Origin of the sequence: Bacillus cereus group sp. MYBK15-3 (genome assembly GCF_051916765.1) — a bacterium.
GTDB lineage: Bacteria > Bacillota > Bacilli > Bacillales > Bacillaceae_G > Bacillus_A > Bacillus_A cereus.
The window spans coordinates 545,435-569,494 of the sequence record NZ_JBQAHG010000003.1 but is presented as its reverse complement, the minus strand read 5'-3'; the positions used below and the strand labels follow the sequence as shown (position 1 = coordinate 569,494).

The following is a 24,060-nucleotide window of genomic DNA, read 5'->3' as shown; positions in this document are numbered from 1 at the left end:
TTAATCACCCTTTATTTTTTTGTAAATTTTGAATCATACTTTGCAAAACTCGAACTGTATTTTCTACTTCCTCTTTAGGAATACTAGCTGTAGCATTTTTTATAACTTCATCGCTTACATTTTCTATCTCCTGTATTAATGTCTTAGTTTCATCTGTTAAAAATATTAAATGTGACCGTTTATCTTTAGGATTATGTTTTATAAGAATCCATTCTTTTTGCAATAATCTTTGTATAATTCCGGTTACTGTTGGACGGTCTGCTAAGAGCCTTTCAGCAATCATAGCCGGGGTGGTTCCATTTGGATAAAGAGATATATCCTTTAGCACAGACCATTGCTGAGCTGTTATTTTATATTCTTTTAATTGATTTGATAATTCTGTTTTCGTCATTATACTTACCTTGTGTAATAAATAGCCTAAATTATTCATATAACCTCCAATATAGTTAGTACACTAATTATATAGTTAGTATACTAACTATAATGTGTAATTACAAACTTCAATTAATAGTTTATATATAAAAGATATATCAAATTCTTATTTTGTACTATTTCATATTATATTTAAAATCTTCTTTAATCCTGTTTTGCATGTATTGTACACTCTATATACAAAGGTTATTCCTTGCTGTTACTTTAAATAAGCATTTAAAATTGTATCTAGCATAGGTATTTCTTATTGTCCGATTAGTCATATTTATTCTTAATTCTGCAAAATAAAAAGAAACTGGAGAAAAATATAGGAAAACAATTTGATAAACAGTCAAACTTAAATACATTTATTGATTCAACAATCCTATGGACTTTTCAAAACAAAAATGCTATAAATACACTTTTGAATGAAGGTAAGCTTATAGCCAATCCTATTTTTGTTAGTAAAGAAGATTGCACAGCATATAAATACATTGTAAGACACATGAAACAGAAAGGTATTGACTTTACTATAGATTTCCCCATTTGGGCATGGCATTCATGCAATGGTTACAAAAAGAAGCCTACTATTGTTTATAAATGCTTTATTTAAGCATTTATATTAGTTACATAATGAAAATTTTTAAATAGTTTTTAAACATTTTTTAAAAGTTGTAATTCTACATGTATCGTAAGACTATTTCCATGACTTTCAGCCCATACTTTACCCTCATGCAATTCAATTGTGCGCTTTACAATTGCTAAACCAATTCCGGATCCGTGTATTTGACTCGACCGTGATTTATCAACTCGATAAAACTTCTCAAACATCTTGCTTAATTCTTGTGCTTCAAGATGATCTGTTTTATTTGTAATACAAATAAATGCCTTATCTTCTTCTTTTTTTAGTTCCACTATTACTGTTGAATTTGAAAAACTATATTTTTCAGTATTAGATAGTAAATTATCAAATACACGCACCAGTTTTTCTATATCTGCCCATACCCAAATATCCTTATTAATGATATTTAGTTTAACAATTAATTGCTGTTTTTCAAAAATCGGGATATACTCTCCTACTAGCTGACCTAACAAATTGCCCAATTCTACTTTTTCTTTTCTCAACTTAACATCAGGTAAAGATAATTTTGTGTATTCAAACAATTCATTAATGAGAGTTTTTAATTTTAATGTTAAATTATACGTATTTTGAATATACATTTCTAATTCTTCTTTATTTCGATATTGTTTTTCATTTACTAATGCTAAATATCCAATAATAGACGTTAAAGGGGTACGCAAATCATGAGAAATATTGGTAATAAATTCACTTTTACCTTTCTCAATTGCTCTCTCTTTCTCAAAACGCTCCCTTAATTGACTAGCCATCCAATTAATATTATAAGCTAAAGAAGATAATTCATCTTTTCCTTTAACACGTATGGAATGTTTCCAATCTTTTTTTACAATCTTTTGAATACCTCGTTCAATTTCTTTAATGTATCTTGTAATAGGGATCATAAACAGCAAAAATAAAAGGATGAAAATTAATATACTGCTCACCAAAGCAAGTAATAAATTTTGATTATATTGAGTTGGTGAGATTGTTTCATTCGAATTTGGAGATTGTACCATTACATATCCAATTCCATCTTGAAATGAAACTGGTGAAACAAACAATATGAACTTCTCAAACAAAGGATTTCTGACGTTTGGTGTAACATTTAATTTCTCCTGTAATAATTCCTGTGGGAGATTATCCTGCAATTGAAAATTATGTGAACGATAGATAATATGGCCTTTATAATCTAATACTAAAAACCTTAAATTTTCATTCTTCTTTTGGATAGATTGAATCATCGGTATAACTTGTTCTATATGCCCAGATTCCAAATTACGCTTTTGTATATCATTAGTTATCCCTATCGCTATTTCCCTTATTTCGGCTTCTTTTTCAATCTGTTGATTATAAGAAAGTAGATTTGCACTTTTCATTGCTATGAGAAAAAAAGTAACAACCGCAACGATGAAACAGAGCAAAAAAATTAAAATAAGCTTTATATTTAAGCGTGTAGAAAAGAATATATTATCCCTTAATTTCGTACGATCGATCATACTCTATAGCCAACTCCCCATACTGTTTTTAAATAAACAGGCTGACGAGGGTTTTCTTCAATTTTTTCCCGTATTTTAGTAATATGAACCATGACTGTATTATCTGATTTATAAAATGAATCTTCCCAGACCATCTCGTATATTTTTTCTACACTAAAAACCTTTCCTTTATTTCTCACTAATAAAGAAAGTATGTCAAATTCCTTTGGAGTTAACCTTACTTCTTCATTTCTAATGAAAACTTGTCTTGTCTCCTCGTCTACCTTAAGATGGCCTATTTCATGAATAAATTGTTTTACTTCTTCTGTTTGATAAACACGATATCTTCGTAATTGAGATTTAATTCTTGCCATTAATTCAAGTGGATTAAACGGTTTGGTAATGTAGTCTTCTGCCCCACTCATTAATCCCTGGATCTTATCTATATCCTCATCTTTAGCTGACAAAAAAATTATAGGCATTTGATACTGTTCTCTTATTTTTAAACAAGCCTCTATGCCATCCATTTTCGGTAACATAATATCTAAAATGATTAAATCAATTGTTGTATTTCTTAAAGTTTCTAAAGCTTCTATAGCATCCGATGCATCTATAATTTCATACCCTTCATTTTTTAAATAAATGGATACGATTTTTCTTATCTCTATATCATCATCTACAATCAAAATTTTTTCTTTCTGCATCATATTTTCTTCCTCTCTGACATCTCGTTCTATGCTGTAGTATTATACATTTAGTTTTACCTTACACGTATAAAGTGAAACTTTAATCAGCCCTCACCAATCGGTCTTTTACGGGAATCCCGCCCCCCACCTAACTTCTTTGCTTCCACTTAATTTTGAGATGTGGGTCTTACTACCCGTTAATGCGTGATAATACACTTTGCTTTTTTAAACATATTGAAGAAACCATCTGTTTTGCAAGTTGATTTGAACTGGGTAAAATAGCCCCCTACGATCCGAGGCCGCTTCACATACTCTTACATAAAACAAATAACATTCATAAATTCCTCTCCAATGTTAATTTAGAACATACAATCAATCTACTGAAAAAATCTTAATTTTCACCCTACAAAAATATTAAGATTTCTTAACATTGAATGGAGAATTTACATATTAAAAATGGACAGTTCCCTATACTATTAGACCTGTCCAAATTAACGTTTTTAATTTATGAATTAAAATATTATACTTTTCTTTATTTTATAATATCTGTCACTATAAACATTGATTTTCTATCTCTCTAAGTACATCATTTCCAATATTATCTATCTTTTCATTTTTTATAGTGTTATATAAACTCTGTAAAACTTTTAACTCTGTTCTTAAATGTAAAATGACACTAGATAATATATATAACTTAGCTACACTCTCTTTTCCACACTTCTCTTCATATACTTTTTGAAGGGTAGTAAGATATAACGTCAGTTGAGAAATTTTAGTTTTTAGCTGTTCTAGAATTAATTCTTCTTCCCCATATTGTGCAAAAAGTAGCGCTTCATATATAGGACGATGCATATCCTCTTTCTTTATCATTTGCTCTAATAATAAATGTTCAAATTCTTGTTTACCACTTTTAGTAATACCGTAAATAGTCCGTTCAGGACGTTGTTCATTACGAATAATATCAACAACCTCTATAAAACCCTTCTTTTCAAGTTGCTCAAATGTATAATATAAAGAGCCTTTAGTAATTTTTATATAATATTTCATTTCACTATTTTTTAAAAGTTGCTGGACTTCATACGGATGCCTATTTTTCTCCATAAGAAGACCCAGCATAAAAAGCTTTGTATTCATAACTCTCCACTCCTTAATAACCTATACCAATAGTATAAGCTAAAAATAAGTAAAGAATCTTTTTGTTTTATAAAATTTATAACTTCAAATTCACTTTATTATCCTTTGTACCAGCTTTGACATTCCCCATAAATAATATTGCCATAAACGAAACGATAATTGGAATTAAAGCTAATAGAAAAACAGTAGTAATGGAAGATGACATAGCAGCTATAACCTTTTCAAGAATAAAAGTAGGTATACTGGACCTTACATCTGAGCGAAATATTGCACTCGGATCACCTAGATTATTTAACATGCTGGAACCATGTTCTATTCCCTTAAAAGCATCCTTTAAGTTAGCTGTAAAGGTACTATTTTGAATGGAGCCAAAAATCGTTATTCCAATTGTCATACCTAGTGAACGAAAGAATGAATTTGTTGAAGTAGCTGAACCACGGAATCTCGGTTCCATATTATGAATAGAAACTGTGGGAAGCAGAGAGAACGAAAATCCAACTCCAAACCCCGTTATAATCATGTATATCGTTAAAAGTACACGGCTTGTTTGTGGATCCATCGTTCCTAACAAATACATACCTATCCCAAAGGATATTATAGATAATAACATCAAGTTGCGGTAACTAATTTTCGTTTGAAATATTCCACCAATTGCACTACCTACTACAGAACCTAACATCATTGGGGTTAAAATTAATCCAGCATTAGTTGCTGTTCCACCATATACAGCCTGAACAAAAATAGGAATAAATACTGTTAAAATAACAAATGTTGCTCCATAGAAAAACGTAATAATTTGTGATATTGCAAACTCCTTACGCTTAAACATCCAAAATGATATTATCGGATCTTTCACTTTTCTTTCTACCAATAGGAAGCCAACAAAAAATACAATAAACGATGCAAATAACCCAATGATTTGTATCGAATCCCACTTAAATTCTTTTCCTCCCAATTCTAAAGCGAACATTAAGCTAATTACTGCTATGACGAGTGTTATCGCCCCCCACCAATCAATATTTTGCTTAGTAGGTGGATTATTTTCTTTATAAGCTTTTAAAATAAAAATTAATGACATTAGACCAATTGGAATATTGACGTAAAAAATCCAATGCCAACTTATATTTTCTGTTATATACGCACCTAATAAAGGTCCTAATACACTTGAAGAACCAAATACGGCCCCTAATAACCCAGTCATTTTCCCTCTTTTTTCAATAGGAAAAATATCAAATACAATGGTAAAGGCGATTGGCATCAGTGCCCCCCCACCTATACCTTGAATTGCACGATAAATACTTAGCTGAACAATACTTTGCGCAGTACCACATAATGCAGAACCAATTAAGAAGATTAATAAACCAAAAATATAAAACCTCTTTCTACCATACATATCAGATAATTTCCCGAAAATAGGCATACCCGCCATAACTGCAACCATATAAGCAGAAGTAACCCAGATGAATTTATCCAATCCACCCAAATCTGAGACAATTGTACCAATTGAAGTGGCAACAATTGTATTATCCATTGCAGCCATTAAAATACCTAGCATTAACCCAGCTATCACTAAGCGTAAGTTGCTCTCTTTTGCAACCATACCTCTTTCCTCCTTTTTTCACACTCAACAAAATAAATAGTCTAATTAAACTATATACTCATTATAGTCTAATTAGACTATTTTTCAATAAATCATTAAAAAAAAAATAAATCCCCCCAAATATATTGGAGAGATTATAATTGTAGAATTGCTTCCTATATAAAGTAATTAAAACCGTAAAAACTATTACTTTTTTATACTACCTTGATTTTGCATACATGTAGCTTACTCATTTAGTTTTGGTCTAGTTTGTAAATATAAATTCAAATCCGGACTTGAACCGTTAATAATTATATCTCGAACAATTTTAGAAAACACCATACTATATACTAATCCATTATCTCCATACGCATAGATAAAGTGACAATTTGGAAACTCTTCATACATTCCAATTATAGGTAAACCATCATGAGTACCACCATAAAAAGCACTTAAATAAAATTCAGGTTCAACTGTTATATTGGGAAAGAGCTTATTAAATTCATTTACTAATTTCTCTTTTTTATGGATTAATTTTGAATCTCTTTCTTGAGCAATGTTTGTATCTTCATCTAACCCACCTATAATAATCCTGTTATCTGCAGTAGTTCTCATATAAATATATGGTCTCGCAGTTTCCCAAATGAGAGTACGTTTATACCAAGAAGATAAATCTTCTACAGGATTAGTAACAACTGCATATGAGCTAATCAGTGTAGCGTTCTTTTCCTTTTTAAATTCCAACCCTTCATATCCTGCAGCCACAATTACTTTATTGGCAGTAATAGAATTGCCCCCCTTTGTATAAAAGATAGCACATTCTTTCTCTAACTTTTTGCCAACAATCTCTGTATCTTCATAAATTTGAACTCCTTTATTAGCAGCTTGTTCTAATAAACTATGTGTAAATTTATAAGGATTTATTTCACCATCATTATACGTATAAATAGCTGCACGTTTTTTAAATGGATATCTCTGTCCAATTTGTTCCTCTGATAGCCAAGTCGCTTTAAAATCATGCTTATGTAAATAATACAGTTCTTTTTCTAATTTCTTTATATCCTCTTCATAACTTGCATAATATAAACTGTCACGTCGTTTAAAATCAGAGCAATAAGGCAAGTTTTGATCAGCATATTCAATATCATTAATAGCTTGTTCACACAATTTCATATGCTTAACTGCATACTCTTCTCCAAATGTATTTACAAGTTCAAAAAACATCTTGTCACCTAAATATTGAATAAGTGCTGTATTTGTAAGGTTACTCCCGTGTCCTACCTTTCTTTTATCAACGACAACAATATTTAAATCTGATTCACTCAAATAGTATGCTGATTGAGCACCTGAACTTCCTGCTCCTATTATTAGTACGTCACATTTTATATCTTCTTCCAACCGAGGATAAGAAGGTGTATTAGAAAAAGTTGTGTTCCAATATAATTTCCCTTTCTGTAAATCCATTTAAAGTGCACCGTCCTAAATAAAATAGTTATATCCCCATCTGTATCTCCAAATCATTCTTACTATATACTTCTTATCAAATTTATTTTTGCTACCATTAGATTATTAATGCAATATTTTGTTCACCCATATATAGTATTAAACTAGGCTTATAAAAAGTTAATAGTATATATATTATTTATTTTCATTTAGAAATTTAAGAACTTGGTTAAAAGCTTCTTCACCTGCTGAAGTGTTCATTTTAAATTGAAATTCATGTGCTAACTCGCCAGAGATATTTTTATCAAAGAAAAGTGTATCTACAGGTACTCCTTTATTTTGTAAAGTAGAAGCTAATGCTTTACCTTGCTCTTCAAATGATGCAGTATTTCCATCTGTGATGAACGTTGGTGGGTAATCTTTTGTAACGTGTTTATAAATAGAGGCGATTTCCATTTCAGGTAATGTTTCAAATTTCTTTTTCCCAAAGTAAGCCCAGCCAGTAGTACGCATAAAGTCTTGCACTTCTTTGGATGTTTCCATTTTAGCTAATGCAGGCATATTATACGGGCCGCAAAATAGCAGTATACCTTTAATTGTAGAAGGAGCAACAACAGCGTCAATCCCGGTTAATTTCGCATAATCTGGAGATGTTTGAATAGTAACAAATTGTCCAGATATTTGCGCTCCCGCAGAATCTCCTGCAAAATATAGGTCATCTAGTTTTACATTATATTTCTTTGCATTTGCTTTTATATATTCATAAGCCTCACCAAGTTGTAGTACTGGTGTAGGATACTTTCTTTTAGGAGCAAGAGCGTAATTTATATTTATCACTGTATAACCACGAGCAGCTAATTCTACTGCATAACCAGTAATGTCTGATTTATCTCCACCTACAAATCCACCCCCGTGCACCCAAAAAATAACAGGTGTTTTCCCTATAAAATTTTTGGGATAAATAATGTCTAATGTACCATCAGGAAATTTAGAATTATAATTGATATCTTTAACAATTCGTGTCTCTTTTAGAGCGTTTTTATAATTATTAGATTGAACAAACATTCCACCTTCAAATGCTTTTTTTATGAGAAACGCTTTCGGAATAGGTGAAACATTCCAAAAAACAACCCCCGCAATAATCAATCCGAAAACAATAAAAAGAGTTAGCAACATTCTTTTTTTCCATATCACTTTAGGTTTTAACTGTTTTATTCTCATAATTAAAGAATCTCCATTCTTTTTAGTAATAATCTTGAAATAAATCACAACATAAATTTTTATTTTCCGCCTGCTAATCCGTCCTTAAAATTTTATGCAAAAAGTTATATATTTTTATTATGTACATATTAGGTATCTCCTATAAAACACATTAAAAATTCAAACAAAAAGAGCAAAAGATCCCCATTTATAGAAGATTTCTTTTGCTCTTTGTAAAGGACACAAGTCCAAATAAAAGTTGCTTATCTATTGATAACTTACACATAAAAATCCATTTGTTTCAGTACTTTATTAGCAGAAACTTTAACAACCGTTTCTTTTTCACCCGTTCTATCAATTATGAAACCATGAACTTCAATATCAGAAGGTACTAATGGATGATGACGGATCATATCTATACTCTTTTCAATATTTTCACTAACATTTTTTTGTCCACTCAGCCATTGATTAAGGCTACCACTTGAAAATTCAGGCATGCAATTTTTAAAGAGATAGTCTAATTCTATATTATCTTTTATGAAATCACGTTGAGTTTGTAGATTAACTGAAGAAGTTTTTTTATCCTCTATTCCGACAACAAAAATTTCTTTAACATTTTCTTGATAAATAGCAATAATAATAGATCTCATTATATCTCCATAAGGATGTACAATTACAGAATCATAGCTGTGTATAGTCAACATGTTTTCTTGTTGAATGTTAGTTACTTGTTGGATACTAGGCTCTATTCCGTGTTCAATGTCTGTTAATAATAAAACTTTTTTATTCTTTGAATTCATATGGAGCACCCTTTCTTCATTATTGTATTTATGAAACTTTTAAGCTAGTAACAATAATAATTGTTACCAGTTTTTCCAGCTTCCCTCTGGATCAACACTTGCAAGTCTAACCCATCCATTTTGAACTTTTTCTCGAAATGTGAAATCATTATTTAACAAACGTTCTATATATTCAATAGGTGCTTGAATGACAATTAGTAAACGAAGTGGTGAATGATACGTCTCACTATCTGACTGCATAACGGATTGCCAAGGTAAGCCTGGCAACAGGTCACTAGCATTCCCTTGCATAACACCGAGACCCGCCGTTACGGTTTGGGTTGTTTTATTTCCACTACCATAATAGTGAGGAGCTACAGTTGATGCGTAATATTGTAGATTTATCCACTGCGCAACTGTTCCTGGTCCTGCAATAATATTAGCTAATATATCTCCACTTTCATCCTGTTTCCAATCATAATTATGAAGGAAAGCCCTACCTTCTAAGTCACAATCTTGAGTTAATTCACGCTTTCCGATAATAAAAGATGCATTACGCGCTAATCCCCATTCTGGACGTATTTCACTCCAATCTTCTGCAAATCGATGCGCCTCTTTACTCGGATTTTTTATTTTCGTTTTAAAATTAGGTAATTGCGTTAAACGTTCTCTATTTGCATGTTGGCTCACATTTGGCATAATCGTCTCGATACAATCAAACGCTTCTTGCGCAGTTTTCGAAAGTTCTGGGACGTAAATCCATTCCAATTCGTCCACTGTTGTTTTATGTTCAGCTGCTGCAAAAATGGTATCCTCAGGAATGTTAATGCCTTCAGCAGACAACGCCTCTCTTACTTCTGGAAGATTACATAAAGTAGCGAAAACTCTTGCATTGAATCCCCCTGCTGCGCCTCCACAAGCACCACACTCAAGTGCTGCCGCATAAGGATTGTTCGTACTTTGACTACTATGTCCACACATTACAACTAAAGGAGCAAATTTTTCTGTCAGTCCCACCATTTTTAAAGTTTGACGCACATAGTTCACTTTTTCTTCTTTCGTAAAACCGATAGGTATCTCACCTTTTGTGTCATGAACATAATTAAGCGAGAATGTTGTATCAGGTTTTTGTAACATAGTTTTACGAAGTTTACGAATGAAACCACCAACTCCTCTTGGGACAAAGCTTCTTGTCACCATCTGTAGACCAAGTAAAGGACCACTTAACTCAGGTAGCGCCATACTTGTCAGTACGTTCTGTTTCATCGTTTTAAATGTATAACGCACCGAACTGCCTACCCTCTTACGTTGCTCATAAGATTTAAATTCATTTTCATCTGTAAGCTCTTTTATTTGATGCTTCGGTTTCAGTATAACTGGCAAAGAAGGATGGCTGTCATTACTACCTAGTTCACTAGTCGCAATTGGTAACCCAAAGAAACCAGCTATTCCAAACGTTTCAAACGGACCTAGTTTTTCTAAGTGGCGACGAAACGGTTCTGAACGTACATCAATACAAAATGCTAATTGAGCTAATACACACTTTTTATCATTGGTTGCACGTTGTTTAGAAGCAATCTTCTCTCTTAATTGCTCTGCATGCGTTTGTTCCCAAGCTTCCAGCCAAAGTTTCCTGCGAATATTTTCATCAAAACGATATGCAAATGCTAACAATTCGCTTTGTTCAGCTGCAGACATTTGTGACCATTCCCGTGTTGAAATATTCCCCCAATAGATCCAAGAAGCTATAAGTGGGACGATCGAAACTTTTTTCTCAACCTTTTGATTTTTTAAAGGTAAATAAGGTTTTGCAATAGCCAGCTCCATAGAAATTCGAACTGCTAAATATTCTATTAAAAGCCCCTGTTCCTGAATTGATTGTTGTGAGCGCCATCGTATCATTCCTGCCCACCCAGGTAAAGAAAGTAAGTGCCCTTCAAGATAAGCTTGTATGTTAGATTCAGAAATTCCTAGTTCAAATAACGCTCTCGCTAAAGCTACTTCGGCATCTTGTGGCCAATCTTTTAAAACTTTACGCTCATTTTTACTGAGCGCTGGATCAAATGTAATAAGGTGTTGCCATGCACGATAAAAACCTTTCTCTCGATTTGGCATCGTCCAACTTGATCCGGAGTCATCAAGATATAATTTACACCATTTAATGATATGATAATTAAGAATATCAGATAGGTTTTCACTATTTTGATTCTCTATAAGCGAACTTATTGGCTGCATAACAGAGGCTTTCATACTCCCTGTATTTATATAACTCATTTCGTCTGCCAGTTTATTTAATTCTGGCGATGATAATAGACTAGAAGGTAATTTTTCTAACTTTAAAGCCGCTTGGCAAAATCGCTCTGCTTTCTCTCGCGGAATATGAAAAGATTGTGAATCCAGCCAACGAGACAAACTACTTTGTAAAAATGATTCCTCAATCTCACCTTTCGCTTTTGCCGAATGAATCATGGAAGTACTAGGATACATATCCACATTACGAATTTCTTTTAACCAATTTGCAACTTGATCAAATGATTGCTTTTCAAGTCCCATCCAAGGATGGTGAGCTGCAAACGTAGAGATAGGCCAAAGTGGTGCAATAACTCTGCTAGCAGATGCAACTAAATCATTTATATTATTTTTTTGTATATCAATGTTTGTATCTTTCTTTAATATTGACGATATGCTCATCACGAATTACCTCCCTTTGATACATAATGTTTCAGATAGCTTGGGTGACTTTCTACTGATTTTCTTCTCGCCTCACCTACTCGAACTAACCAAAGATAAAGTACAGCGAATAAAGTAGAAGATTGATTACGAGTAACGAAAGTACTAATAGCACTACTAAATAGTAAAATACATATAACAAAGATAACGGCTGGAGCTGAAGGTTGAACACTTTGATAAATGTCAGTATGCAACCATTTATAAAGAGAATTATGAACAGTAGAGTAAATGAGAGAACATCCAATCAAAACAATTACGCCAGCAATTCGTCCCATTCTTCCCTCTCCAAAAACAACAAGCTGTTTCCATGAAAAATATAATGACCACCCTAAGATTAACGCACTAACTAGCTGATACCCCTCTCCAGAAGTCATAAACCAGAAAGTAATTGCTATAAATACTCCTAAAACACGCCCGACTATAATCCATAAATTGGACATCTTTTCATTAGACTGATTCACTACCCCACAACGTTGCACTGAAGAACCAGCTTGTAAAAACAGTGTAGCTTTAAACAAACCATGTAAAATTAAATGAATAACAGCCGCTAAATAGGCGCCTAATGCACATTGAATAAGCATAAATCCCATTTGTGCAATAGTTGAACCTACTAGCTGACGTTTATAATCAACTTGGACTAAACTAATTCCTGTACCTATCAAGACAGAAATACTAGAGAAAATTAGTAAAATTATTTGTGCAATATCATCATGAAAAAGAGGTGAAAATCTAGTTAACATGATACCGCCAGCATTTACTAAACCCGCATGCATAATAGCAGAAACAGGAGTTGGAGCAACAGCAGACTCAATTAACCATCTTTGAAAAGGCCATTGTGCTGCTGGAATCATCACCGCTAATATAATTAATAAGTTAATTCCTGTTCTCTCCAATGTTCCATGTAGCGCTACATTTTCATTCGTTAAAACTGATGTTAATTGCCACTGTCCAGTTACTTGAAAAAGCCAAATGATAGCTGATAGCAACGCAATCCAACTTATTGTAAATAAATAGCCAGAGATTTTAGTTGCTTCACTAACTACTTTCCACCCTTTATTTAGCCCTATGAGTAGAACCAATCCTATAAGCGTTGCTCCCCAACAAATGATCATGAAACGAAGATCATCACTTAACCATGCAACCGAAGATACACCTGTAGTAAATGTAAAAAGTAAAAAATATTTTCGATATGAGCGGTCTCCCATTAAGTAACGTACAGAAAAACGCTGAATGATTAAACCAATTGTAAGAACAAAGAAAGCCATTAACCAAGCTAAAGTATCTAGATGCCAAGGCCCCACAACTCTATCTCCATTGTTATTAACAAGTGCGAGTAAAGAAATCAATGAAGGCAAAGCAGCGATACCAATATGGATATGAACAAAACGTAAAGGCATCCTTGCATTTAAAAACAATAATCCACTTAGCCAAGAAGCACTAAGCGCCATAAAAAATAATGTTAACAGTGTTGATGAACTCAGCGAAATTAACATGTTAAATACTCCCTTCTAAGCGAAAATAACCTATAAAATTCCTTTTAATTAAGATGTTTTTTTAAATTTCAATTTTCATTCACTCTTTTTAGTGCATCGTTTTTTCCCATAAAAAAAACCGACAACTTCCATAATTCAATGATTTTATATCATCATTGAATTATGGAGATTGTCGGTTTCCCTTCAACTAACTTCAATAAAGTTTTTTGAAGAGCTCCCATTTTATAGAGGATAATAATGTATGTATTACTCCTGTTAAAAAGAAATGTATATTTCTGATCTCCTAGATTATGCAATCAATATATCAATTTATGTTATACGCTATCTTTTAATTAAGAAACTTTTTCATTTAGTCAATATTACATATTAAAAAAATGCTAAAGCCTTAATTATAGCAAGCTGTTAAAATGAGCATCTATCAATTTTTTAAAACAATTATAAGATAAACCATATTAAGCAGTTTGTCAATTTATTTATCCGTTTTTTAAGAGTTATTAGAATTAAGATTTATTATACCTAAATAACTTCAAGTTTTTAATTATTAGCCTGTTAATAAAGTGCAAAACTTGTAGGTTTCTTAATCCTTCCACTAACCTTAAGGTATTTTTAAAATTTCTCCTCAAGATTATGAAGCAATTTAAAAATCATTACTCGTTCGCCTGTACGGGAGCTTATATCCGTATGAAAGCTCTTCACTTTCTCTCCAGTTAATTCTAGTATAATCTCTTTCAGATCATCAATTCCAGATTCAACTAGCTCCGAACGATTTTTCTTTATCGTTAACATACCGTCTTTTGTTTCGCAAACACTATATTCAGCCGGCGTTAAAACACCTTGTAAATTTACGATAATCATATCCCGTAATATATCTGTCTTAACGGATATAGACCCGCGTCCTAGGTAGTCCTTTTCCCAGTGAGTAATTGCTTTGCTTATCTCTGATTCAATAGAGCCTTTTGAGCTTTTCATCTATGTATCCTCCTTCAATAAAATAAATTTACAATAACAATATAATAATCCGGATTAATTTTATTTTCAATTCCTAAGTAGAAATTATAGCAATTACAAAAAAGAACTCTTATAAAGTGAAACTTTAATCAGCCCTCACCAATCGGACTTTTATGGGCAGCCCGACCCCTACCTAACTTCTTTGCTTTCTCTGAATTTTGAGGTAGGGGTCTTACTACCCATTAAAGTGGGATAAATTTACGAGTCCTTTTTATATTGTTTCAATCAATCTTTTAATTGCTGTAGGTGGATTTTTTCATGTCTCCTTTAATATCTTTACAAAATACAGTTAAGTGCATAAACAAAAAGAAAAGCAAATGACCTTAATTATTAGATCACTTGCTTTTCTTCCATCATATACTTTCTAAACAACTCTATAAACCATTCTAATTACTTGCCTTACTTTCAAGTTTTTGAGTTGCCACTTTTTTAGGCATGAAACATGCAAAGATTAATGCTACGAAAGATAAAAATAACATGAATAGATACGCATCGCTTGAGCCGAAAATAGAGGATAATTTCGCTAGTTGAATAGCTGTAATGTTTCCATTTTCTAAAGATAACTCTGAAGCGTGTGAAGTTGCTTGAGTTGTATATATAGTAATAACAACAGCTGTTCCAATAGCACCAGCTAATTGACGAACCGTATTATTTACGGCTGAACCATGTGAACCTAATTCTCTAGGTAAAGCATTTAGTCCTGCTGTATTTAAAGGCATTGAAATGAAACTTAACCCAATCCGTAAAAGAATAGTACGCACCATTACATACATATACGTTGTGGATTCAGTTAAATCAATTACCCCCCACATCGAAATAATGATAAATACTAACCCTGTAATAAAGAGTGGTTTTGCTCCGTATTTATCATACATTTTACCTGTAATTGGTGATAAGAATGCATTAATGACCGCTCCAGGTAATAGAAGTAAACCTGATTCAAATGCAGTAAAGCCTCTTCCGTTTTGTAAGTAAATCGGTAAAAGAATTAAATCAGCATACATAATCATCGTGATAAGTACATTGATCACTGATGTAAGAGTAAAAATTTTATACTTAAATACGGATAAATTTAATAATGGATCGTTAGACTTTATTTGACGTAAGCAAAATAGCGTTGTAACAAGTACCCCGGTAATAATTGTCGTAATAACAATCGGGTGATCCCATCCCTTACTTCCTGCACTACTGAATCCAAATAAAACACAACCAAAGCCAATCGTTGATAAAATGACACTTACAATATCCATTCTTGCTTTTGTCGTATCTGCAACGTTCATTAAATATTTTAGCGCAAGAATAATGACGATGAATACAAATGGAGCTAATCCAATAAATAACCATCTCCATGATACATATTCAATGATAAAACCAGATAACGTTGGAGCAATGGCTGGCGCAAAAATTATAGCAAAGCCGATAGTTCCCATAACACTCCCGCGCTTTTCACTAGGATATAAATATAAAATAACTGTCATCATGAGCGGCATAATAATTCCTGCCCCAATTGCTTGAATCATTCTTCCTGTTAATAACATGCCAAAATTGATGGCACCGGCACATAGTAATGTTCCGATCAATAAAAAAATCATTGAGCTAATAAATAATTGCCTCGTTGTAAAACGTTTCATTAAAAATGCCGTAATTGGCACTAAAACACCGTTTACGAGCATAAAACCTGTTGCTAACCATTGTACAGTTGTAGCTGTAACATCAAATACTTCCATTAATTTACTCATTGCCACATTAAGTAACGTCTGGTTTAATGTTGATAAAAAACATCCAGCAATTAGTACAAGTAATAAAATTTTCTTATTTTTTTCTGTTATTCCCTTCTCCATTTGTAAACTCCCTTTTTCTATAGTTGCATTATCGACACAGTGTCGATAAAATTCATAGTAACAAAGATACATATTCCTGACCATGAACAATTTTGTTAAAAATGTTCATTAATCGACATTGAAAATATGCTATGTCGAGAAAGTCAAAGAAAAATCTATAAAGGAGTTTCAAAATGTCTACATCTAAAAAAGAGGATCCTCGTACACTTCGTTCAAGAGAAATGTTTAAAAATGCCGTCTATTCTCTTTTACAAGAGGAATCCACTATTTCAAATTTAACAGTCCAGAAAATTGCAAACGAAGCTGGATTAAATCGGACAACATTTTACTTACACTATCAAGATATTCAGGATTTACTCATGCAACTCACTGATGAAATTTTAAACGAACTTTCTAATAAAATTACCGCTTTAATACACGTAAGCAATTTATCAGAAAAACAACAGCTAACACAATTGCTTGATTATTTATATATTCATCGAAATTATTTATCTGTTTTATTTAATATGAATCATTTTGAGGAACAATTATTTCTATTAATAAAGAAATTAGTAGAAACGCGCAGAAATAATAGTGAGACAGAGCTACCCGAAGATTATGTTGCCATTGAGATTAAAACCGCTTCATTGGTAGGAATCATTATGTGGTGGATAAAAAACGGACTTCATTTTAGTTCAGATTATATTACAAACCAAATTTATTTCATGTACAGAGGACAATGATTGCAGGCTATTTACTAATAGAATGAGGTTAGAGCATATGAGCCCTATTTCGCTACGGAGAAAAACGCGAATTTCGTATGCTAAGAGAATTTGACTAAAAAAAGTGCCCCTCGATTGTTAGACTTTGTTTAGCAATCAGGGTGCACTTCACATGTACTATAAGCTTTTTATCTGTTGGCAGTTTGTTTGATCAATTCACTTTTACTATCTCTTTGCAGCATAATTCTCCCCACCGCTATAAGAATGGTAATAATTGAAATGCAAAGAAGAATATTCATATCGTGTGATAGATTTCCCCCACCAAAAATTATTGTTTGATATCCGTCAGCTACATAAGTTCCAGGGAAAAGAGAACCTACAGTTTGATAAAAATTAGATAGTAACGCTTTTGGAACAATTACTCCACAAGTAACTAATTGTACTGACAGCGATATGATATTAAACATCATACCCGCAGGACCGAATAGAACGATAAACATTTGTGTTACGCTTAAGAAAGAGAAAAAGACAAGAGTTTGGAAGATCCATGTTTCAAATAAGCTTGTATTCAATTTAACGTTAAATACGGTCATCAATAATAACGTGATAATAGCTAAAATAACAGATACGACAATATTAATAACTTGTCTTGAGAAAAATATAGACCATTTTCCGTGCGTGTTTTTTAATATTGTTGCAACAATATTAAGATTTAAACTCATAAGCATCGCTCCAACCCATGAAGCAAGAACAATTAAAAATGGAATCATGGTTGCTGCAAAGCCATCTGTATTGTTTGTTTTTTCGACAGATGATTGCACAGAATCAATGTTTAATGAACTTACAGCTTTCGTAATGTTTTCTGATAACTTTTGGGCCAATTCTTCTGACGGTATCACTGTACTTAGTTCGTTAGATAGGTTAGATGAAATAAACTTTTGTTTATACGCATATACGTTTTTATTAACTGTTTGCGTAATATCCTTTGCCGCGCCTTCCATAATCTGTTTTGCCAAAGATGAGTTTGCTTGATTGATGAAATAGTTAATCTCTGTAGTATTATTTTCTTTCAATAGGCTTGAGAAATTTGCAGGAATTTGAATAACCATATCTAAGTTCCTGTTATCCATGTCTTTTTGGGCGTGCGTTACCGAGCTATAGCTTTTAACTTTAAAGGGCAGATTTTCCTTCAAGCTTTTTTCAATATCAGTTCCCATTTGATTATCTTCATTAACTAATCCGATTTTTAATTGGTTTACCCGATCAGTAACACCATCGTATGCAGTCATCCACACACAAAAGAAAATTAACAGAAAGGCAAATGCTGTTGCAATTCCAATGAATGTTGGGGGGAATTTAAAGAAATTTTTTAAAGTTTTCATTGTCGTACTCCTTGTTGTTTTATTATAGCAAGTACTTACTTGCATCCGGTGTAAAAAAAGACCTAGGGAGTTAGCCCCCTAGAAAATAGTTGGACACTATGTTTTAGAAAAATCTCTTTTGAATTTGAAAATAAATTGTCCCCGAAGCGTGAGTTAGAAAGAAAGTAACCGAAATTCATCCAAATAAAGTTCATCGCCTGAGCTTCCATATCAGTTTCAATAAGCTTTCCCTTTTCTCTCATCTCAATAAAATATGAAACCAAATTATCTTTTAATTGTTTAGGAATTAATGCAATTTTTTCTTTAAGCTCTGGGAACATTTCAGCTTCCTGAAAACTAATCAAAATTAAATCCTTTAACTTTTCTATATATGCAAGATATCCTTCTGCAATAGATAGCAAGTCATCTTCAAGATTCCAAGTCATCTCTCCAGGCATTAATTTATTCAATTCCATATCACGCGATAAAGATTCGACAGCTTTTTCCATAATATTCTTTTTGCTTCCGAAATTCCGAAAGATCGTTACTTCGTTTACGCCCGCTAATTCCGAAATCGAGCGAGTCGTCGTTCCCTTATAGCCATGAGTACGAAATAGTTCTAAAAAAGCCTCAATAATACGTTCTGATGTATTTGTCATTTCATTCACGTTTCATCCAACTTTCACATAATCTTTATCCAAACCCGAATGCAAGTCGTCACTTGCACAAGTAGAATAAACCTTTTTGATTAAAAAGTCAACTTTATAAAAAAAGCCGATTTCTTTATCGTATAGGAAATCGACTTTTGGCTTAATTATTGATTTAGTAATAAAAACACCTTTTTAAAATAACTATGTTTATACTATAGACGTTGATCTTTTTGGAAGTTTAGACGAAAATGATCCTCGTCATTATATACCCCAAATCCATACCCTTGCTCTTTATAAAATTTAATAATTTCAGGAAGGGCTTGTAATGTTTGCGCCTTTTCATGCATTAAAACAACTTCTACTTCTTCTGTTGTCTGTTTCTTTACATTATCGATAATCTGAGTTGGATTATCTTTTAATTTCCAATCATTTGAGTCTATTGTCCAATCCCAAACTTTTATTGCTGCTTCTACAATTTGGTTACGAATTTCCTCACCCTTTAATCCTGGTGCAGATCCATATGGCGGACGAACTAATTTAGGAGTTGTACCCGTAATATTATGGATAAGAGCTAACGTTTCTTTCATCTCCGTTACAAATTGTCCTTTTTTGTATAGCTTATCACTATTATGTGTCATACTATGAGCACCAATATAATGTCCTTCTTTTACCGCTCGTTTTACGTTTTCCTGAAAACCTGTATTTTGTAAATTGCTACCTTGCATAAAAAATGTCGCAGCAACATGTTGCTCTTTTAGTACATCTAAAAATTTCCCAGTTAGTTCGCTAGGACCATCATCGAATGTTAAATAAACAACCTTTCCCACCGGTTTTCCATCAGGTCTTTTCTGTTTTGCTGGTGGTGTTTCTTTTTTTTTTTCTTGTTGTTGCGTGTTAACTTGATTACTACTTTCGTTAGCTATTCCCTTCGCTGGGATAGAGTTCCATTTTCCTATTAAAAAGAAGGTGAAAAAGGTCGTTGCTAAAACAACTCCTAGAGATATTATTACCTTAGTTAGTCGACTTGTTTTTTTCTTACTTTGTGATTCTTTCATTATTTTTCGATCCTTTCCCTATTAATTTTTATATTCATTATTTATACAGCTGAGCATTAACTCCAGCTGATGTTTACAATAAATAGATTAATAGAGGAAGGTGAAGATAAAATGCAGATAATGTCGAATTTAGTTAAAGAATAACGTATGGCATCCACTCTTTAGAAAAATATTTGTTTCTCTAATACAGTTAAATTTAAAAACTGGATATACATCCAAAATAAAAGATACTACTCTTTCTAAACAATATTTTTATATCAAGATAACAACATACTGGTATAAAGATAAAATACAAAAATAGCCGTACTATTGAAATTCTATTATAATTTTGTAATTGGAATTCATTTGAACCAAATGAAGAACTAGAAGAAATATTATTATGTGGAGGTGCCCCGATGAACCTTGTAATTAGAGAGTTAGAAACAAATGATTTAGATAATCTCCCGGAGATTGATGACAGTTTTATAGTGAATGCTCGGTTAATTCTTTCTCTTTCCAAAGGAAATAAACGTATAGAATATACAGTAGAAGACGTTCCAAGTTATGAAAAAAGTTATTTACAAAATCAAGATGATAATGAAGAACTGGCTTACAATGAATATATAAATAAACCTAATCAAGTCATTTACATAGCACTGTTACATAACCAAATCATTGGATTAATGGTATTGAAAAAGAATTGGAACCACTATGCTTACATAGAAGATATAACGGTAGATAAAAAATATCGTACACTCGGAGTTGGTAAAAGATTAGTTGATCAAGCAAAGCAGTGGGCAAAAAAAGGAAATATGCCAGGTATCATGCTTGAAACGCAAAATAATAATGTCGCAGCATGTAAATTTTATGAAAAATGTGGATTTGTAATTGGTGGGTTTGATTTTCTTGTTTATAAAGGTTTGGATAAGACAAGTGATGAAGTTGCAATTTATTGGTATATACATTTCAAATGATAATAGTTTATAACGTAAAAAACTCAAAATAAAACCCCAATTTCTCTATACTAAAATCGAGAAATTGGGGTTAAGTTATTTAAAACAAATAACTAATTAATAATCCTGCTGACAACAAGAAGCCGAAAATCGTATTTGTCATCGCTGTTGATTTCATTGCGATGCGCATATATCCAGGATCCTTTGCCCCTTTTTGGAAACTTTGAATCGCAGAAATTGGCTTTCTCAAACCTAGGAACATAACTAATGCCCAAGGGCTTATATAACCCATTAATACAATTACGGCAATCCATAAATACGCAATGAAAAAGGCTACCGCTAGTGTTACCACAGCTTTTTCTCTCCCAAGGAGGATTACTAATGTCTTTCTTCCACCTTTAATATCTTCTTCGATATCTCGGATGTTATTTGACATATTGATTGCACCTACTAAAATTCCAATTGGAATGGAAATCAATACACTTTCAATCGTTACAGTATTCGTTTGAATAAAGAAAGCAATGAGTACAAAACATGTCCCCATTAACAACCCAGAAACTAATTCTCCAAACGGAGTGTACGCAATTGGTAGTGGACCACCTGTATATAAATAGCCAACTGCCATCCCAATTAAACCAATAACCACTAACCACCAACTACTATTCATACAAATATAAATGCCAATAAAAGCTGCTACTACATACAATAAAAGCGCAACTGTTAACACATTTTTTGGCTTCAATCCATGACGGACAATTCCACCACCGATGCCAACGGATTCAGCGGTATCTAATCCACGTTTGAAATCATAGTACTCATTAAATAAGTTCGTTGCTATTTGCAATGCTAAACATGCAAGCATCATCGCAATAAATAACAGCCAATCAATTTTAGCAACATAAAGTGATGCCACTGTCCCTAAAATTACAGGAGAAAACGTCGCCGTTAACGTATGCGGGCGCGTCATCTTCCATATTAATTTAGCGGAACTAATTTCTTTTTCTGTCCCCATAACTCTGTTCAATCTCCCTACATTTTAAGTATAAATTACTAGCAGTATCTTTCTATCTATTTCCTGCCACGCATCCATTCATTATATCAATAAATGATTATCCTTTCTAACAAATCAACTTTTAATAAAGTAAAAATTATAAAATGAAACTTTAATCAGTAAGAGTTTTGGCATCCCGACTGATTATTAGTACATATGAATTGGGCTTTTATGGGCAGCCCCCCCCCTCCCATTTAAAATAGGATAAAAAAGAAAGCAAATTACTTCCAAACAACACCTCGCCTCTCATATTCCATTCTGTATTCAACGGCAGCCGCAATTTTAGGGCTTGCGAATCTTTCCGTGATCCAAAGCCCCAAATCAACTCCTGAAGTGACTCCTCTTGCAGTGATAACATCCCCTTGATCCGCAATTCTGTAATGAAGAAGCTCTGCCCCGTATTCATTCATTTCATCCTGTGCCAAATAGTGCATCGTTGCCTTTCGACCGTTCAATATACCAGAGGCAGCTAATAGCATACCTCCTGTACACACACCAGCAACGATTGTTCCTGCATTGTGCATCTCGCTAATCATTTTAGTCAAAGTTCCAAGCTCTGCTTGCTTTCGAGCCCCATGCTCTGCTTTATGATTCCAGCCACCACCAGGTACAATTAACAAATCTGGACGATTCTCCATTCGTAAAAAATCATGTAGTTTAACTGTAACTCCAAACGAGGTAATAACTTCCTGCTTTTGTTCACTCGAAACGAATTCAACTATAAATGGAGCCCCTTCTTCTATAGCTCTTTTCAGTACCTCAAACGGTGCGAAAGAGACAAGTTCTCCGAAACCATCAAACAATACTATTTGTATTTTCATTTTTAGAACACATCCTATGGTTTCTTATTTGAGTCCCAGACTAGGAGAATACATGTTATGTACACGTTAATAATGAAGATAGTCTTTCTCCCCTCACTCTATAAACTTCCAAATGTTCTTCTAATTCCCTCTCATCACTTATTACACCTAGCGTTTTCTTCACAAAATTCCAATTCAAACTACCGGATAACCATAACAAGGAAGAAAATCTCTTATAATCATTTGGTGTTAAAATATTATGGGCCTTATACCCTACTAAAAATGAACTAGCAACCTTCGAACACACCTCATGAGACTGTACTCCTTCTGTTCGAGAATACCATTTTATTAAAAAGGCTAGTCCTTCAATGCGGTCAACATAACTAATAGATTCAAAATCCACAATTCCTTTTACCTTTTGACTTGAGCCCCATAAAACATTCAAAGGATTTAAATCTGTTTGTACGATAAATTCTAGTTCACTCGTATATGCGCACTCTATATGATATTTAGCAAGATCTATATACTCCCGCAATTCCTTACATGCGCTTGCCCTACTTTCTAACATATTAATAAACTCAACATACCCATCCAAATGAGATATCTTTTGAAAAATCGAGCTTTGAAATGCGCAAGAAATATCATGAATCTTTCTTGCTTCCTTTCCGAAGGCTTCTACAATGTTTTCTGTGCAATGCGTAATATGTTCTCCCTCAATCCAATTAGACAATACAAATCGGTATTGTTCATCATTCCAAGCGACAAGTGTAAATGGCTCTCCTGCCCTATTCTTGTTTATCTGCATAAAAGGAATTTCATGTTCGCGTAAATAATAGGTAAACCGTACTTGCTCTATCAGTTGTTCGTTTGATAACGCCCCAAAGGCTGGATTGATTGTTCGCTTGCTATTTATAAATCTTGCGGAATATTGCTTTCCATTTACCATTATTTTATAATGCAGATCCGTATTCCACCTATCCTTATACAATTCTTCTTCCACTGCTAGTGAATGAATTTCTTTAAAATAATTTATTAATATGTCTTTTATTATGTGTTTCATTCTATTCTCCTTTCATGCAAAAATTACAGTAGCCTTCTATCTATATAGATGA

Annotated in this window: 20 protein-coding genes and 1 pseudogene; 3 read left to right on the top strand and 18 right to left on the bottom strand. The window is 32.9% G+C overall.

Annotation, left to right across the window (positions count from 1 at the left end):
- Positions 1 to 4: 4 nt before the first annotated feature.
- Positions 5 to 430 carry a MarR family winged helix-turn-helix transcriptional regulator gene (locus tag ACTFR8_RS17100; protein ID WP_001061041.1) on the bottom strand — a complete coding sequence of 142 codons (426 nt, stop codon included), beginning with the start codon at positions 428 to 430 and terminating at the stop codon, positions 5 to 7.
- Positions 431 to 739: 309 nt separating this feature from the next.
- Between ACTFR8_RS17100 and ACTFR8_RS17095 the strand changes: the two are divergent.
- A pseudogene (locus ACTFR8_RS17095) lies at positions 740 to 1,000 on the top strand (DUF3841 domain-containing protein); the annotation flags it as partial.
- Between the two features lie 65 nt (positions 1,001 to 1,065).
- Here ACTFR8_RS17095 and ACTFR8_RS17090 read toward each other — a convergent pair.
- From ACTFR8_RS17090 to ACTFR8_RS17040, 11 genes are all read right to left on the bottom strand, one after another.
- Positions 1,066 to 2,406, bottom strand: coding sequence for a sensor histidine kinase (locus tag ACTFR8_RS17090; RefSeq protein WP_002005408.1), 1,341 nt, complete (start codon positions 2,404 to 2,406; stop codon positions 1,066 to 1,068).
- 116 nt (positions 2,407 to 2,522) lie between these two features.
- A complete protein-coding gene (locus tag ACTFR8_RS17085) occupies positions 2,523 to 3,209 on the bottom strand; it encodes a response regulator transcription factor (protein WP_001168370.1) in 687 nt (228 codons plus the stop codon).
- Between the two features lie 534 nt (positions 3,210 to 3,743).
- Positions 3,744 to 4,325, bottom strand: coding sequence for a PadR family transcriptional regulator (locus tag ACTFR8_RS17080; RefSeq protein ID WP_001093176.1), 582 nt, complete (start codon positions 4,323 to 4,325; stop codon positions 3,744 to 3,746).
- A 76-nt stretch (positions 4,326 to 4,401) separates the two neighbouring features.
- A complete protein-coding gene (locus ACTFR8_RS17075; RefSeq protein ID WP_252209602.1) occupies positions 4,402 to 5,925 on the bottom strand; it encodes an MDR family MFS transporter in 1,524 nt (507 codons plus the stop codon).
- Between the two features lie 225 nt (positions 5,926 to 6,150).
- Entirely contained in the window at positions 6,151 to 7,368 is a 1,218-nt protein-coding gene (locus ACTFR8_RS17070; protein ID WP_098481223.1) for an NAD(P)/FAD-dependent oxidoreductase, read from the bottom strand.
- Between the two features lie 174 nt (positions 7,369 to 7,542).
- Positions 7,543 to 8,568: an alpha/beta hydrolase gene (locus ACTFR8_RS17065; protein ID WP_001220684.1), complete on the bottom strand. Its 1,026-nt coding sequence runs from the start codon at positions 8,566 to 8,568 to the stop codon at positions 7,543 to 7,545.
- A 257-nt stretch (positions 8,569 to 8,825) separates the two neighbouring features.
- Positions 8,826 to 9,347 carry a hypothetical protein gene (locus ACTFR8_RS17060; RefSeq protein WP_001086250.1) on the bottom strand — a complete coding sequence of 174 codons (522 nt, stop codon included), beginning with the start codon at positions 9,345 to 9,347 and terminating at the stop codon, positions 8,826 to 8,828.
- 63 nt (positions 9,348 to 9,410) lie between these two features.
- Entirely contained in the window at positions 9,411 to 12,017 is a 2,607-nt protein-coding gene (locus tag ACTFR8_RS17055; protein ID WP_098481222.1) for a DUF2309 domain-containing protein, read from the bottom strand.
- Positions 12,017 to 13,549, bottom strand: coding sequence for an NADH dehydrogenase subunit 5 (locus tag ACTFR8_RS17050; protein ID WP_098006187.1), 1,533 nt, complete (start codon positions 13,547 to 13,549; stop codon positions 12,017 to 12,019). The genes ACTFR8_RS17055 and ACTFR8_RS17050 overlap by 1 nt, the downstream gene beginning before the upstream one ends.
- A 606-nt stretch (positions 13,550 to 14,155) precedes the next feature.
- A complete protein-coding gene (locus ACTFR8_RS17045; RefSeq protein WP_000842548.1) occupies positions 14,156 to 14,518 on the bottom strand; it encodes a DUF2294 domain-containing protein in 363 nt (120 codons plus the stop codon).
- 425 nt (positions 14,519 to 14,943) lie between these two features.
- Complete coding sequence (locus ACTFR8_RS17040) at positions 14,944 to 16,398, bottom strand: DHA2 family efflux MFS transporter permease subunit (RefSeq protein ID WP_252209603.1); 1,455 nt, start codon at positions 16,396 to 16,398, stop codon at positions 14,944 to 14,946.
- Positions 16,399 to 16,571: 173 nt separating this feature from the next.
- On the opposite strand from ACTFR8_RS17040, the gene ACTFR8_RS17035 reads away from it, so the two are divergent.
- Positions 16,572 to 17,120, top strand: coding sequence for a TetR/AcrR family transcriptional regulator (locus ACTFR8_RS17035; protein ID WP_000107858.1), 549 nt, complete (start codon positions 16,572 to 16,574; stop codon positions 17,118 to 17,120).
- 167 nt (positions 17,121 to 17,287) lie between these two features.
- Here ACTFR8_RS17035 and ACTFR8_RS17030 read toward each other — a convergent pair whose 3' ends face one another.
- From ACTFR8_RS17030 to ACTFR8_RS17020, 3 genes are all read right to left on the bottom strand, one after another.
- On the bottom strand, positions 17,288 to 18,481 hold the full coding sequence (locus ACTFR8_RS17030; RefSeq protein WP_000854135.1) for a YhgE/Pip domain-containing protein: 1,194 nt from the start codon (positions 18,479 to 18,481) through the stop codon (positions 17,288 to 17,290).
- A 62-nt stretch (positions 18,482 to 18,543) separates the two neighbouring features.
- Positions 18,544 to 19,128, bottom strand: coding sequence for a TetR/AcrR family transcriptional regulator (locus ACTFR8_RS17025; RefSeq protein ID WP_001004645.1), 585 nt, complete (start codon positions 19,126 to 19,128; stop codon positions 18,544 to 18,546).
- A gap of 194 nt (positions 19,129 to 19,322) precedes the next feature.
- Positions 19,323 to 20,165 (bottom strand): polysaccharide deacetylase family protein, encoded by an 843-nt coding sequence (locus ACTFR8_RS17020; protein WP_000665173.1) that lies wholly within the window; start codon positions 20,163 to 20,165, stop codon positions 19,323 to 19,325.
- A gap of 395 nt (positions 20,166 to 20,560) precedes the next feature.
- On the opposite strand from ACTFR8_RS17020, the gene satA reads away from it, so the two are divergent.
- Complete coding sequence (satA, locus tag ACTFR8_RS17015) at positions 20,561 to 21,118, top strand: streptothricin N-acetyltransferase SatA (protein WP_001054993.1); 558 nt, start codon at positions 20,561 to 20,563, stop codon at positions 21,116 to 21,118.
- A gap of 79 nt (positions 21,119 to 21,197) precedes the next feature.
- On the opposite strand, the gene menA is transcribed toward satA, so the two are convergent.
- The 3 genes from menA to ACTFR8_RS17000 all read right to left on the bottom strand — a co-directional run bounded on the left by menA (position 21,198) and on the right by ACTFR8_RS17000 (position 24,008).
- Positions 21,198 to 22,109: a 1,4-dihydroxy-2-naphthoate polyprenyltransferase gene (menA, locus tag ACTFR8_RS17010; RefSeq protein WP_000536369.1), complete on the bottom strand. Its 912-nt coding sequence runs from the start codon at positions 22,107 to 22,109 to the stop codon at positions 21,198 to 21,200.
- 260 nt (positions 22,110 to 22,369) lie between these two features.
- Positions 22,370 to 22,969 (bottom strand): DJ-1/PfpI family protein, encoded by a 600-nt coding sequence (locus ACTFR8_RS17005; protein ID WP_000701552.1) that lies wholly within the window; start codon positions 22,967 to 22,969, stop codon positions 22,370 to 22,372.
- A 55-nt stretch (positions 22,970 to 23,024) separates the two neighbouring features.
- Entirely contained in the window at positions 23,025 to 24,008 is a 984-nt protein-coding gene (locus tag ACTFR8_RS17000) for a phosphotransferase (protein WP_000680472.1), read from the bottom strand.
- Positions 24,009 to 24,060 lie beyond the last annotated feature (52 nt).